Origin of the sequence: Spirulina sp. 06S082 (genome assembly GCF_034932145.1) — a bacterium.
In the GTDB taxonomy this organism is placed as follows: Bacteria; Cyanobacteriota; Cyanobacteriia; order Cyanobacteriales; family Spirulinaceae; genus CCY15215.
This window is the reverse complement of the sequence record NZ_JAYGHV010000009.1, coordinates 23505-36766: the sequence shown is the minus strand read 5'-3', so window position 1 is coordinate 36766 and position 13262 is coordinate 23505. Positions and strand designations below refer to the sequence as shown.

The 13262-nt window shown below is 45.7% G+C and carries 14 protein-coding genes and 2 pseudogenes; 3 read left to right on the top strand and 13 right to left on the bottom strand.

Annotated elements, in window-relative coordinates:
* Positions 1-336: HPF/RaiA family ribosome-associated protein (locus tag VB714_RS01975; protein WP_323220633.1), on the bottom strand; the 336-nt coding region annotated here is incomplete at its 3' end.
* An 87-nt stretch (positions 337-423) separates the two neighbouring features.
* Complete coding sequence (locus VB714_RS01970; protein ID WP_323220632.1) at positions 424-1101, bottom strand: DsbA family oxidoreductase; 678 nt, start codon at positions 1099-1101, stop codon at positions 424-426.
* Here VB714_RS01970 and VB714_RS01965 point away from each other — a divergent pair.
* Complete coding sequence (locus tag VB714_RS01965) at positions 1091-1234, top strand: hypothetical protein (protein ID WP_323220630.1); 144 nt, start codon at positions 1091-1093, stop codon at positions 1232-1234. The two genes, VB714_RS01970 and VB714_RS01965, sit on opposite strands and share 11 nt — an antisense overlap.
* Here VB714_RS01965 and VB714_RS01960 read toward each other — a convergent pair.
* The 8 genes and pseudogenes from VB714_RS01960 to VB714_RS27265 form a co-directional block, all read right to left on the bottom strand.
* On the bottom strand, positions 1228-2775 hold the full coding sequence (locus tag VB714_RS01960; RefSeq protein ID WP_416309580.1) for an oleate hydratase: 1548 nt from the start codon (positions 2773-2775) through the stop codon (positions 1228-1230). The two genes, VB714_RS01965 and VB714_RS01960, sit on opposite strands and share 7 nt — an antisense overlap.
* 184 nt (positions 2776-2959) lie before the next feature.
* Complete coding sequence (locus tag VB714_RS01955; protein WP_416309578.1) at positions 2960-3655, bottom strand: type 1 glutamine amidotransferase domain-containing protein; 696 nt, start codon at positions 3653-3655, stop codon at positions 2960-2962.
* 37 nt (positions 3656-3692) lie between these two features.
* Positions 3693-4589: pseudogene (locus VB714_RS01950) on the bottom strand (NADP-dependent oxidoreductase); the annotation flags it as partial.
* The gene (locus VB714_RS01945) at positions 4529-5140 is read right to left on the bottom strand and encodes an alternative oxidase (RefSeq protein WP_323220623.1); all 612 of its coding nucleotides are present in this window, start codon (positions 5138-5140) and stop codon (positions 4529-4531) included. The gene VB714_RS01945 and the pseudogene VB714_RS01950, both read right to left, overlap by 61 nt.
* Positions 5141-5256: 116 nt before the next feature.
* Positions 5257-6321 carry an NAD(P)-dependent alcohol dehydrogenase gene (locus VB714_RS01940; protein ID WP_323220622.1) on the bottom strand — a complete coding sequence of 355 codons (1065 nt, stop codon included), beginning with the start codon at positions 6319-6321 and terminating at the stop codon, positions 5257-5259.
* 59 nt (positions 6322-6380) lie between these two features.
* The gene (locus VB714_RS01935; protein WP_323220619.1) at positions 6381-6809 is read right to left on the bottom strand and encodes a hypothetical protein; all 429 of its coding nucleotides are present in this window, start codon (positions 6807-6809) and stop codon (positions 6381-6383) included.
* 119 nt (positions 6810-6928) lie between these two features.
* A pseudogene (locus VB714_RS01930) lies at positions 6929-8110 on the bottom strand (phosphoketolase); the annotation flags it as partial.
* A gap of 171 nt (positions 8111-8281) precedes the next feature.
* Positions 8282-8467, bottom strand: a complete 186-nt coding sequence (locus VB714_RS27265; RefSeq protein ID WP_416309579.1) for a DUF3611 family protein — start codon at positions 8465-8467, stop codon at positions 8282-8284.
* Here VB714_RS27265 and VB714_RS01925 point away from each other — a divergent pair.
* The gene (locus VB714_RS01925; protein ID WP_323220616.1) at positions 8379-8579 is read left to right on the top strand and encodes a hypothetical protein; all 201 of its coding nucleotides are present in this window, start codon (positions 8379-8381) and stop codon (positions 8577-8579) included. The two genes, VB714_RS27265 and VB714_RS01925, sit on opposite strands and share 89 nt — an antisense overlap.
* Positions 8580-8767: 188 nt before the next feature.
* Here VB714_RS01925 and VB714_RS01920 read toward each other — a convergent pair whose 3' ends face one another.
* From VB714_RS01920 to VB714_RS01910, 3 genes are read right to left on the bottom strand one after another with little or no spacing between them, the layout of a single operon-like run.
* On the bottom strand, positions 8768-9190 hold the full coding sequence (locus tag VB714_RS01920) for a type II toxin-antitoxin system VapC family toxin (RefSeq protein WP_323220614.1): 423 nt from the start codon (positions 9188-9190) through the stop codon (positions 8768-8770).
* Entirely contained in the window at positions 9190-10854 is a 1665-nt protein-coding gene (locus tag VB714_RS01915) for a restriction endonuclease subunit S (protein ID WP_323220611.1), read from the bottom strand. The genes VB714_RS01920 and VB714_RS01915 overlap by 1 nt, the downstream gene beginning before the upstream one ends.
* A complete protein-coding gene (locus VB714_RS01910) occupies positions 10824-12806 on the bottom strand; it encodes an N-6 DNA methylase (protein WP_323220609.1) in 1983 nt (660 codons plus the stop codon). Before VB714_RS01910 ends, VB714_RS01915 begins: the two co-directional genes overlap by 31 nt.
* A gap of 190 nt (positions 12807-12996) precedes the next feature.
* Between VB714_RS01910 and VB714_RS01905 the strand changes: the two genes are divergently transcribed.
* On the top strand, positions 12997-13173 hold the full coding sequence (locus VB714_RS01905; protein WP_323220607.1) for a hypothetical protein: 177 nt from the start codon (positions 12997-12999) through the stop codon (positions 13171-13173).
* Positions 13174-13262 lie beyond the last annotated feature (89 nt).

Below are 13262 nucleotides of genomic sequence, written 5' to 3'. Positions count from 1 at the left end.
TGGGTCACTTCGGTGACTCGCTTGATGCTCTAGTCGCCCCAGTGTACTCTCGAGCAAGTGGGTTACTTTCTCCGCAGCCCCGTCAACAGCTTGGTTTAAGGTTGCTGCCTGATGCGTTACCGCGAGGGGTTGGCTTCCTGCGAGACGGGCTTCGATCGTGCAGCGCATATCGTCACCGCCGCCCTTCTTGTCGCTATTCTCATCGCTCAGGTGAACATTAACTTGAGTGATGCGATCTCCAAATCGGCTCAGACTCTCTTCCACCACACCAGTGAAATGAGTGGCCAGTGCTTCGTGACCTTCGATATTATGACCAGTATTGATTTGGATTTGCATGGTAGTTTCCTTTTGGTAGTTTTCTTTTGTAATTGTGATTGGCTCTACATGGACTCAACTTGAATCAAGGTCGATCGCCCAACATCCCTAACACCAGGATTGTTCGCCCGCAGGATGGTGTAGTAACTCCCGAATATTGGCTTCGATGACCCTGTAGCTCACATTGCCGTTGAGTCTCTGTCGTCCTTCATTAAAAATCAGGGTCGGGCTGACTGTAACAGTATGCTCTTTGACTAATTCAAAATCCTTGGATAACTGGGCATAAGCCTCACCACTATCGATCTGAGCTTGGATCGCTGCGATCGGTAGTCCTAACTCCTCCGCAATGCCAAATTGCATCTTACGGTCGGAAATGTCTGCCAGGTGGGTGAAAAATGCCTCCCGAAATGCCCAGGTTGCTTTTTCAAATACCTGTTGAGATTGCTCTACTAAACCCTTCGCTTCTAGTAGTTGAATGGCATGGAGAAACAAATGGCAGGATGTGGATGAATGGGGTGTAACCTTAGTCCAAATATCAGGATGGACGGTGATATGATCGAACTTGCTGGCAACCTCCTGAATATGATTACTGTATCCTTGCAATCCCCCCCGATCGCGCCATCCGTTCTCTAGTTTTTCATGGGCAGTACCAAAGACAGAGACGAAGTGGGATTCAATTGCAATTTGGTCTTGAAAGGTTGTTTTCAACTCATCCAGACGAATATGAGCAATATAAGCCCAAATACAGAGAACATCGGAAAAGTAAAAGATACGAATGGGTTCCATTGTTATTCCAGTGCGGGAATCTAAACATCGTGCAAATCCCAGTAATAATGTGGATCGTCACTTTTGTGTTTTTAACACTCAACTTGAATTAAATCAACGCCGATCGCGCGATCGCCCTTGGCAGCGTTACTGAAACGCCTTCACCACTGCGTCAAATTTCACCTTGAGGGAGTCGTCATGGTGCAGAATGGGTGGAATCTCGCGATCGATGCCCAGCAGTTCGTAGACAGCCATTTGAGCCACCCGAATGGAATATTCCACCGTAAAAACGACATCATTAGGGATTTCGACAAACTGGCTGATAAATGCTAGGTTTTTGGAGTTCTTTGGCACGGGCAACGGGCGATCGCCCTCCGCACGGGGCATGAACATACTGGTGATGTAGGGCATCCGACAGGGAATACAGATGGCAGAGGCGATCGTCTCCAAATCGAAATTGAGATGACCGCATAGCTCTTGCAAAATTTCGCTGCCGTTGCAATCGGCCATGGATTTGGGTACAAAGTCACCAATGCGATCGGGGTGCAGAGCATAGCCCCAAAACACTTGCACATCAGCAGGTTGGTCGATGTAGTGGGGTTGATGCGCTAACACGATTGACAGCATCCAATTGGAATCCTTGAAAGTCACCAAACCGCCAGTGCCAGCCTTATTCCCAGAAAATGCTTCCATCTGGTCAAAGAAAGCGGTGTCTTTGACTGTTACCGTAAAGGACTCCCAAAACGACTCTGGAATATTAGAATTGAACGCTGCTGGGTTCCCGAATTCAGGATGGCTATGTGCCAGCTTTTCCCAGAGCAACCAGCCACCACTATCCTCTTTAGTGAGATGTTGGGGCGCATTTGTCATTGACCCAAAGCTGGAGGCATCGGTCATCGAACCGTTTTGGAAGAACACTAAATCGTTGTCGGCGATCGCCAGGATATCTGTCTTGCCGTCGCGCTGGTGGTGAATGCCAGTGACGACGATTTTGCCCCGATCCATTTTTAGCTCAAAGTCCGTCACGGTGCAGTTAACGACGAAATTCACCCCCTGCGCCTTCAGCCAACTCAACATCGGTTTCACCAATGAATCAAATTGGTTGTAAACCGTGCGCTTAACCCCTGCTAGGGTTTCGATGCGGGAAAATTCCATCATGAACCGATGCAGATAACGTCGGAATTCCACGGCGCTATGCCAAGGTTGAAACGCAAAGGTCGTTGACCACATAAACCAAAAATTGGTTGTAAAAAAGGGCGGCGATAGCCAATCTGTAATGCGGCTAGTGCCTAGTTTTGCTTCGTCAGTCTCGGTGAGTTTGAGCAGTTCAATGCGATCCTGCATAGAAAATCCCATCGACTCGACATCTAGATTGGCACGATGGCGATCGATGAGTCGCGCCTGAGAGTGGGACTGGTGGAGCTTATTGAAGGCGATCGTCTCATCAAATACCGTCTGGTCGGTCGAACTGAGGGAAGGGATCGATTTGAACAAATCCCACGTACATTCATAGTTGTCGGTTGTCAGCATTCGCCCGCCGCGCATGGTGTAGCCATTCTTGGGGCTGCCGTTACCATCCAGACTGCCGCCTAAGACTGGCATCGCTTCGTAGATGGTGATATTGCGACCGGGAACCTTGCCATCGCGAATCAGGAAGGCGGCGGCGGCCAAGGAGCCAATCCCACCCCCCACCATGTAAGCCTTGGGAGCGGAACCATTGCCCGTGCGGGGTTTTGCCGAGGGGGGAGTCGATAATTGCTGTATCGTCATAGTTGCCTTTTTTGAGTAAAAGTGATGATTGAATACTGGTTTTTAATTAATTTCTTGATTTCAAAAAGAGGCGATCGCAATTTTTACGAGTGGTCTGTCAATATGCTGCTTATTCAACAGTGGTAAGCAACTTGAGCTTTTCTAATAGCTCCTTAGCGGCTGGCTCAGAAGATGCGGGGTTTTGCCCAGTAATTAACAGCCCATCTTTCACAACATGGGGCTGCCAGTTAGCGACTTTGGAATAATTGCCGCCGTTACTTCGGAGCATATCTTCGACTAAGAAAGGGACAATCTTAGTTAATCCGGCTGCTTCTTCCTCGGTGTTGGTGAAACCTGTGACGGCTTTACCTTGCACCACAGGATCGCCGTTGACTGCCTTGACATGACGCAGCACACCTGGCGCATGGCAAACTAAAGCGACGGGTTTATCTGCCCCCAGCATGGCTTCGATCAGGGCGATCGAGGCTGCATCTTCAGCTAAGTCCCAGAGGGGTCCGTGACCACCAGGGTAAAATACAGCGTCGAAATCGCCAGGGGAAACCTGACTCAACTCGATTGTCTGCGCGATCGCGGCTTGGGCGGCAGGGTCTGCTTTGAAGCGTTCCGTATCTTTTGTCTGAGAATCTGGGGTGTCACTCTTGGGATCGAGCGGTGGCTGTCCACCCTCCGGTGAAGCGAGTGCGATCGTCGCACCTGCGTCTTTGAACGCATAGTAAGGGGCGGCGAATTCTTCGAGCCAAAAACCCGTTTTTTTACCCGTATTGCCGAGTTGCTCGTGTGAGGTCAGTACCATCAATATTTTCATCTTAAACTCCTTTAATTACTTTTGAATGGGTCACGACTTAATCGAATTTCACGATCATCTTGCCGATATTTTTGCCTTCAAATAGACCGATGAACGCGCCCACCGCTTGATCGATGCCTGTCACGACTGTTTCCTTGTTTTTCAGTTTTCCAGCGCGGAAATAGCCGCCCACTTCCTGTTCAAATTCGCCTTGACGACTGAGCCAATCGCCGACGATTAACCCTTTCATCGTCAATCGTTTAGTCGTCATATTGAAAAGATTAGGAGGGCCAGGTTGGGGTGTTTCGTCGTTGTACCCAGAGATGCTACCACAGGCGATAATCCGACCATTCACCCGTAAAGCTGAGAGCGCCGCTTCGAGCATTTCACCGCCGACATTATCGAAATAGACATCAATTCCATCCGGTGCTGCCAGGTTCAACTGTTTAAGCACCGCATCAGTCTTGTAGTTAAAGGCGATGTCAAAGCCACAGTCTTCCAACAGAAATTGGATTTTCTCTGCTGAACCTGCCGATCCAATGACCTTGCATCCCCGCAATTTTGCCAGTTGCCCAGCCACGCTACCGACCGCCCCAGCCGCTCCCGAAATAAACACAACGTCACCCGCTTTGACATCCACCAAATTCAGCCCAGCCCAAGCCGTCATGCCCGTCATACCAAGGGCAGCTAGGTAAACTGAAAGCGGTTGGAGGTCGCGACTGACTGGGTGTAACTCTTCCGGTTTAGCGATGAAATATTCCCGCCAGCCATAGCTAGACGTGACCGCATCACCGGGCTTGAATTGATCGGCGCGGGACTCTAGGACTTCGCCAACTGCGCCGCCAGTCATCGGTTTATCTAACTCGAACGGTGGCACATAGGATTTGCCTCTGTTCATGCGACCGCGCATATATGGATCGACTGACATATAGAGGTTGCGAACGAGTACCTGTCCATGACATCGTAGAGGTTCTCAATCTGAGGACGACGAAAGGCTTCAGGGTGCGTTGTCTGAAATTCATCGAACATATACAAATCGCCACTCAGATAGTAGCTAATTGCCACTTTTGGGGCGGGCATTTGTTTGAGTTCGCCGCCGTGTTCTTTGAGAAACAGATCGTAGGTGTGGTAAGCGTGTTCTTCAACCTGTTGCATGAAGTTGTAGGCAGCACGGGCGTTGATCAGATAGACCAAAACAATGATCCAGTAATAAATTAATCCTCCGATCCTGGCAAGGTAGCGATCGTACCAATGGTCATTGCCACCAAGGGATTCAGCAATCAGTAGATGGTGCAGTTCATTCCATGACTCCGCAAAATGTACCTTTAACCAGTCAGATTTACGCCACCAGCCCATCGTTTCGTAGAGATGTAAAACGGAGGTGAAAGCAAAATAGGGTACGCGGGCAATGGTTTCCAGAACAAAAAATCGGGCAAAGACGCGATCGCGCCCCCTGTAAAAGGTATTCAACAGGGCTTCCAAAAAATTAACGAGGAGTCGAATCATGATGTTTAGTTTCCTATTTTTTGAACGATGTCCTGCATGAGCTAGAGTGAATGGTTGTAGTTATGGGATGATTCCTTTATTGCAGAGAGATTGATTTAATATCCTTAGTTTTGGGGTTAATTCGTGGCTGACAAAGCTGGTTGTAATGAAGCCATATCAATGACGAAGCGATATTTTACGTCGCTCTTCACCAGGCGATCGTAGGCTTCATTGATGTTCTGGATGGGAATGAGTTCGATATCGGCAGTAATGTTGTGCTTGCCACAAAAATCCAGCATTTCCTGCGTTTCTTTGATGCCGCCAATTAGGGAGCCACTGAGACTACGCTGACCAAAGACTAAGCTACCGACATCTAGAGAAAGCGGTTTAGCTGGAACACCCACTTGGGTGAGGTTGCCGTCGCGCCCCAATAGGAGGAGGTAGGCGTTGATGTCGTGCTGTGCCGAAACCGTATCAAGAATGAAATCGAAACTATTCAGGTGTGACTTCATCTCATCCGCATTTGTAGAAATGACGACTTCATTTGCGCCAAGCCGCAGGGCATCTTCAACTTTGCTGGGTGAGGTGGTGAAGACGACAACATGGGCACCAAACGCCTTTGCCAATTTCACCCCCACGTGTCCCAAGCCGCCGAGTCCAACAATGCCAACCTTCTGACCTTTGCGAACATTGTTGCGACGCAAGGGGGAATAGGTGGTGATCCCGGCACAAAGCAGAGGAGCAGCAGAGGCAAGATCCAAATGCTTCGGAATTTTCAGCACAAACGCTTTATCTACGACAATGCTCTCGGAGTAGCCACCAAACGTCATGCCGCCCATGAGTTTGTCAGGAGAGTTGTATGTCCAAGTCATACCTTTCTCGCAGAATTGTTCTAGGTCTTTCTTGCAGTTAGCACAGGTGAGGCAAGCATCGACCATGCAACCGACTCCAACGATGTCGCCTTTCTTAAATTTGTTGGCCTGCGCTCCCACTTTAACAACACGTCCGATAATTTCGTGACCGGGTACGCAAGGGTAGGTGGTTCCCTGCCATTCGTTGCGGACGGTATGCAGGTCAGAGTGACACACGCCACAGTAGAGAATGTCGATCTCCACATCATGTTTGCCGCGATCGCGACGTTGAATGTCAATAGGTGCGAGGGTCGTCGTGGCGTTTTGGGCTGCGTAGGCGTTGACTTTCATTAATTTTCTTCCTGAGATTATCTGTGGAAATAATTATCCATAGCGGCATTACCTGAATCTTACGATTCATCTGACCCGTTACGAGCGGTTTCGGCATCGAGTCGGGCCGCGATCGCCGCTAAAGTTGCTTCTTCGGCTTCCTCGATCGCCGCCATTGCCAAAAAGGTCACGGTAGCCGCGTGGTCTTCGGCTTTATCGGCCCGACGTTCGAGTTTCTCGGCTTCGCGATTTGCTTTCCATTCTTCAATATTCGACATTACCTCAGATTCTTTTTCCTCCAATTGGGTTTTGAGCTTGGCCCGATAATCATCAAATTCTTGTTTCTTTGCGTCCAGATTTGTCTTTGCTTTGTCGAAGGTCGATTGAATCTCAGCTTGGGTTTTTCCGGGTACAGATTGGATATTTTGCTTCAGTGACTTTGCGCGATTTTCAACCGCTTCTAAATTGTCATGAAGTTGTTGGGTAAAGTTATCAATTGCAGTACTCATGATGTTTCCTCTAGTGTGTTAAATCGATTAGAATAGCGGATTTCTTGCCTTGTTTCAGGTCGGTACAAGTGCTTGTCCGACTAACGGTTTTTCTGGCAGCGTTGACCCTGCCCCCCGTCGCGGAAGTCTGGCATTTGCAGGTCGCGCAGTAGTATGCCGCCGTTGGCGTGGGGGTTTGCACCCATGCGGCGATCGCCCTTTGGAGCCAGTTCAGCCAATTCCGGCAGGAGTCGGCCATCTTCATCGAACAGTTCTTCTGGCTTGTAGCTTTTCATCCAGCTTTCCAACTGCTGGAGATGCTCGGGATGCTCGGAGTTTACCAGTAGCGGCACTTGATGCGATCGCGCAGTCCCCTCATTGGGCAAGCCATCCACCACTTTTGGACCCGTCCAGCCCTTGGGGGACTTGAGGACGATCGCCGGCCAGCGCGGGCGAGTCGTATCGTTCCGGTTCCGTGCATTGCTTTGGATTTGCCGGATATCTGCGATCGCCCTGTCCAGGGTACTGGCCATCAGTTCGTGCATCTTTTCTGGCTCATCGCCTTCCACAAAGTAAGGTGTCCAGCCGCAACCTTGGAGAAATTGTTCCAACTCCTCATGCTCAATGCGAGCCAGGACGGTTGGGTTATCGATTTTGTAACCATTCAGGTGCAGAATTGGCAGCACGGCACCGTCGGTAATTGGGTTGAGTAACTTGTTGGAATGCCAAGCCGTCGCCAAGGGGCCCGTCTCCGCTTCCCCATCGCCGATGACGCAAGCGACAATCAGATCGGGATTGTCGAAAGCAGCGCCGAAAGCATGACTGAGGGAGTATCCCAACTCACCCCCTTCATGAATCGATCCTGGCGTTGTCGGCGCAACGTGGCTGGAAATCCCACCAGGAAACGAGAACTGCGTGAACAGCTTTTTCAACCCAGCTTCGTCCTGAGTAACGTTGGGATAAACTTCGCTCCAAGTGCCTTCAAGGTAAACATTGCCCACAATTGCTGGTCCCCCGTGACCAGGGCCAGAGATGTAGAACAGATCTAGGTCATATTTCTTAATTACCCGATTCAAGTGTACATAGATGAAGTTCTGTCCAGGTGTCGTACCCCAATGTCCCACCACCAATGGTTTGACGTGGGATAGTTTTAGTGGCTCCTTCAGCAATGGATTATCGTAGAGATAAATTTGCCCAACGGAAAGATAGTTGGCAGCACGCCAGTAGGCATCTATCTTATGGAGTAGTTCTGGGGAAAGAGTCTTTGTTTTTAGGGTTGATTGTCCAATTTCTAATACCCTAGTCCGATCGATTGTTTTCATGCTTCTTTCCTCTTTATTTATCTTTATTAGGATTTGTATCTTTAATAGATAGATAGCGGCTTCTTGCGAAACTGAAAGCGTTTTGAGGAGCAATGTTCTAACAATGGTTTCGATGCCGACTAATGGCATTAACATTGCTGCCAAGTTGACTAGAACTCCTAGTTATAAAAGTTATAAAATTTGAATTACTTCCTTGCGGCTAGGATGTAAAGCTGCTTCCGGGGCTGACAATTTTTGCCCAAGATGAACGTAGCAAAAGAACCAGTAAATGTTTAAGCCTAAAGTCGCAATTCCTCTAATTGCGGCCAGCAAGCTAATCCCTGATTTGAGATTAGGGCTAAAAGTAGGAGCAAGAATAGCAAACTCTAAAATGAGAAGAGAAACAATGGTTAAAACAAACCGTATTCAAAACCCATTACACCCCGATGATGCCATTAAACTAGGAACTCGTTCCCTCTCTAAAGGATGAGATTTTTATTCTGGAAGGATGAGATTTGAGATTTTTATTCTAGGTAGCTAGACATACGGCAATAACTCGCTAGGATTGAAGCAATTCTGGACAGTCATAACCTAGTGAAGGGCGATCGCCGAATCAATTCTATTTCTCGTAAACCCTTGAATCTCAGCTTTTTCCATCTCACAAAGATTGACCTCTACTCACTTCCGACAGTTTCGCATTAGAGAGGTGTATCCTGCTTGAACAAAGTGTTTGTCATAGGCTAGAGCTTCAAAAATCCCCATATCTTCCATTATTTTGAACGATACGCAATCTGTGTGACTCCATGCTTTGTCTTTGCGCTGTTGATATAGTCTTAAGCCTTGTTCAAATTGCTCACTGGTTTGGGGAACAATACGGATATTAGGATTAGAACGCAAATCTTGAGTTAGCTCTATGGCTAAGTCACGGAAATACTCACCACGTTTGGAAAAATCGTTTAAAACTTCTATGAGGACGACTTCACTGGTGACAATGTAGAGGGGATTTAATCTTTTTGATAACTGGACAGCTTTTTTATGTAAATCATCACTAGGGTTGAGAAGAGCAACCCAATAACCTGTATCGGCGAAAACGATTTTCATTAAATATCCTGTTGCTGTTGATAATGGTCAAAGTTTTGGGCTAAGTCTTTTGGCAGTTTTTCCCATTCTTCATTAGGAATTTTGGCGGACAGTCGGGCGGCTAATTCCCAGATTGGTTCTGCATTATAGTCAAATTTAATATTTGCTAAAGAGAAGTCCTCAGTAGGTGTTTGATTATTCATAGGTGTATTTGATTTAGACGAAATTAGTTTTTCTAATTTAGAAATTGCTTCTTGTTCGTTACGCCAAGCCTGATCGCGTAGTTGATTAGCTTTGAGAACTAGATCGCCAATTTCATTTCTAATAGGTAACTCTGGTAATGGAATTAGAACAGAAGAAAACATTTCCTTATCAACTTCAAGGATTACCGAACCATAGGAGCATCGAGTTATGAGACAGTAACCATAATCTGAGGCTAACCAAGCGTAAAGATAACCTACATTAATATCATCAGATGCTATAAATCTTGTTGCGTGTTCACTAGCTGTCCATGCTGCCATGTATTTAGGAATAATCTGTACCTTTCCAATCGTGCCAGAGCGAGTAACAGCGATCATGTTTTCTTCTAGCTGAATTTCAGGCAAGTCTTTTGTATGTGCGCCTTTTGCAAGTCGTTTAATCTTGATTGGATCGATTTGAAAAAGTTGCTTACTACTTAATAGAGGAATTCCACCTTTTTCGACATAGGTTCGTGTTCGGAATTTTGTAATTGCTCTAACTTCTTTGGTAACTCTTGGATCGCCAATTTTTGTGATTTCAACAGGTAATTTCGCCAGTTGTTTCTCAGCAGCGATCGCTTCGGGATTATGAAAACTACCCTCTAAGCGTCCCATCAATTGCGAAGCCTTGATCGTAGTCGTAAAAGATGCACTACCACGCGGAGCAATGTCTTTGAGATAAGGTAAGTTTAAACGTTCATGTAGAAGGCGATCGGCTTCGTCTAACAAATGATTTGCTTCATCACGCAATTCTCCCGCTTTACACATCAAACGACCAATTTCAATTCGGCGAATTGGCGGCAAATCAGGAATTTGAACCCGTGATAAGTGTTGAGGTTCTATTTGATCAACGACTGAACCAAATGTTTCTTGAATTAATTGAGGACGACCATATCGACTACGCAAAAAAGCTGCAACATACCCAGCCGTTTCAGGTTTATTTGCTTGGAGCCGAATAACGTGTTCAGAAAGTGCATTTCCAATAAATGTTTCTGTTGCTAAACCAATATTTCCTATTGTTCCTGAACGAGAGATTAAAATATCCCACTTTTCTGGAAGTAGTCGGTCTAATTTTAGGTTGTAGTTTTTACTAACAAAATTATTAGTCTTGGGACGTAAACTAATAATCTCTGAACTAGATAAAAATGGAACACCTTTTTCAGGACTTACATAAACTCTCTTAAATCTATGAGGGTAGTATCCTCCTTGACAAAGCCCACCTTCACCGTAAAGCGGGATGAGAGGTAAACCACTATTTGTCAAAACTGTAACTGCATTATGAGCTTCAATGCTAAAAGCAGAAGCCTCTAGACGCACACCAGCAGCAAATACTTCACTGAATTTGATCGTCGTTGATAGTTTCTCCGACTCATCATCAGGTATCTCTGGCGTGTAATCAGGTTTAAAAGCATAACTTACCATCCTAGTACCACCTTTTTCTTCCAATCGATAAACTCATTAGCTACCAAATCCGTATCATCGTCCTCCACCTTCTGACGCGGTAGAGGTCTAGCAAAACCTTCACCCGTTGCCGTGCGTTCGATCAAAGGGATTGACTCTGGATTAGTAGGAACGAGTATCTCCTCACCCTCCTCATTACGTCTGTAGGTGATGTTACCCCGTTTATCATGCCCGATCGCCTTCACCTGTGCCATAAAGATCTCATAATCAGGCATTGTTCCTTGATCGATTTCCTTTTCAGTTTTTTTCTGAAGAATCAAAACCGAAGTTTGTGTCCCATTACGCGGCTGGAAAGTATCGGGATGCAAATCAATCGAAGCAACAATTCGGCAATGCTTAATCAACCAATATCGGACATAAATCAATCCAGGAGCGCCCAAAATTGCATCAGGTAAAACGATTCCCATCCGTCCTTCTGGCTTCAAAAATTGCCAGCATCTTTCAATAAACAGGATTTCGGGAGATGCTGAACCCTGAAGTTTTTCTGTAGGCTCCCAACCAGACTCAGTTTCTTTCCAAACATGGGCAAGCTGATATTGTTTTAATGTTTCTTCATCCTTAATAGGTAACTTTGAACCAAAAGGCGGATTCGTTGCAATTACATCAAAACGAGCTAGATCTTTAGGATTGCGTAGATCTTTAGGGTCAACGTCTAAGGCTTTAGCAAACTGCTTACGAAAACCATCTTCCCATTGATGAGGATGCAACAAAGAATCTTGTCTAAAAATGTTTCCAGATCCGTCATTGTTCATCACCATATTCATTTTGGTAGCTTTTACAAGATCTGGATTAATATCAATCCCAAAGAAATTAACTTTAGCCGTATCTCTAATTTTTGAATTTAGTGCATTCTTCATCCAAACATCTGATTTCTCATTTACTCCAGCTTGTTGGCTTAATTTTTCAATGACTTCATTCATTGCAATCACCAAAAAACCACCTGTTCCGCAGGATTGATCGAGAATCCTATCAGTGATTTTTGGCGCAAGCATCCGAATTGTCATTTTCTGAACATTTCTTGGTGTAAAAAACTCACCGCGATCGCCTCTTAAATTTGCACCAACAAGCTCTTCATAGGCTTTCCCTTTAACATCAATATTCGTACTCAAAAAGCTATAGCGTTGAAGCTCACCGATAATATAGGCTAAAGAACGGGGTTGGAGCTTAATCTCATCATTCGCATCAAAAATAGCAGGGTATTGCTTTTTAACCGCACTAAAAATCTTGCTAATGCGATTAAAAACAGTTAATCGACCATCATTACTCTTTTTTTCCTTTGCCGTTGCATAAAATTCTAATGGATTAGGTAAATTACGCTCATCATGAATCTTGCAAAAAATAACCTTTAAAAGCTCAAAAAAAGCAGGTTGTTTTTGTAGCCCGTCAGTCACATAAATATGATCGTGGCAAATCTTAAAAGAAAACAGTAAGTTATCGCCAACAGCATTTTTTAAAGCGTCACGAGTTGGGCGATCGACCTCCTCAACATTACCATTCTTAGAAGGAATATCATTAGGCTCTTCATACTCAATTCCTTCCTCAGTTCTAATGCGGCGTAAAACAGTTTTTTTCTTGCCATTTGTCCACATTCCCCATTCAGAGTTATCACAAGCCGCCATGTAAGATCGAAGTTGCTTAATCCCGTCTTTACTAGCAGATGGCGATATCGAGTCTTTTTTGCACTCAATGATAATCCAAATATTTTCCTGATTATGTTGATCCCCTTCACGGAAAATAGCCAGATCGACACGAACTGTTTTACTACCCTGTTTAATCGGATACTCAACCTCGATCTGCTCTGGCAAGTAGCCCAACTCCAGCACTAAACGACGCTCGATGTTTTGACGAACATACTCTTCGGGCGTATCGTTACGGATTTTTTGATCTATGAAATCACAGACCTTGCCGTCTGGAAGTGTCGCTAAGAGCTTGGACATTACCTTTACACCACAGCCTTAAGAAAATTTACCGTCCCTAATATTTTACCAGCAAATTACCTGCTCATAGCAGAATATTGTTTTAGTATCTATATGCTTGAAGTAGATCCCAATTCACCGCGTCGAGAAGAAATTATTAAAGCTATGAGACGGTAGTGATACAACGTGATGGCAATGGTGTTCAAAAGCCTTGCCAGCAAAAGAGTTGCGTCATTCAGGAACATATCTATGCACCACTACCGGAGAATTGAGGCGATCGCTCCATCAATCACGACTCATAGGAATGGCGATCGCCACTTTTCCCTTCTCCTTCCAAAAAGGATCGCACTTCATCAGAAAAAGTGATCGCAGTCACTATGACAATTAGCAAAAAAAAGTCATCATTATAAATTACAAAATAGCGAGATATGCTGTTAAAAAAGCTATTGTAGGCGCGATCGCAGTTTAACAGCCCAG

What these genes read in the sequence shown, in the direction of transcription:
- VB714_RS01935 (WP_323220619.1), bottom strand. Translation starts at nt 6,809, where the DNA reads ATGAGTACTGCAATTGATAACTTTACCCAACAACTTCATGACAATTTA.
- VB714_RS01960 (WP_416309580.1), bottom strand. Translation starts at nt 2,775, where the DNA reads ATGGTGGGGGGTGGGATTGGCTCCTTGGCCGCCGCCGCCTTCCTGATT.
- VB714_RS01940 (WP_323220622.1), bottom strand. Translation starts at nt 6,321, where the DNA reads ATGAAAGTCAACGCCTACGCAGCCCAAAACGCCACGACGACCCTCGCA.
- VB714_RS01925 (WP_323220616.1), top strand. Translation starts at nt 8,379, where the DNA reads ATGTTTAAGCCTAAAGTCGCAATTCCTCTAATTGCGGCCAGCAAGCTA.
- VB714_RS01910 (WP_323220609.1), bottom strand. Translation starts at nt 12,806, where the DNA reads ATGTCCAAGCTCTTAGCGACACTTCCAGACGGCAAGGTCTGTGATTTC.
- VB714_RS01970 (WP_323220632.1), bottom strand. Translation starts at nt 1,101, where the DNA reads ATGGAACCCATTCGTATCTTTTACTTTTCCGATGTTCTCTGTATTTGG.
- VB714_RS01945 (WP_323220623.1), bottom strand. Translation starts at nt 5,140, where the DNA reads ATGATTCGACTCCTCGTTAATTTTTTGGAAGCCCTGTTGAATACCTTT.
- VB714_RS01965 (WP_323220630.1), top strand. Translation starts at nt 1,091, where the DNA reads ATGGGTTCCATTGTTATTCCAGTGCGGGAATCTAAACATCGTGCAAAT.
- VB714_RS01920 (WP_323220614.1), bottom strand. Translation starts at nt 9,190, where the DNA reads ATGAAAATCGTTTTCGCCGATACAGGTTATTGGGTTGCTCTTCTCAAC.
- VB714_RS01955 (WP_416309578.1), bottom strand. Translation starts at nt 3,655, where the DNA reads ATGAAAATATTGATGGTACTGACCTCACACGAGCAACTCGGCAATACG.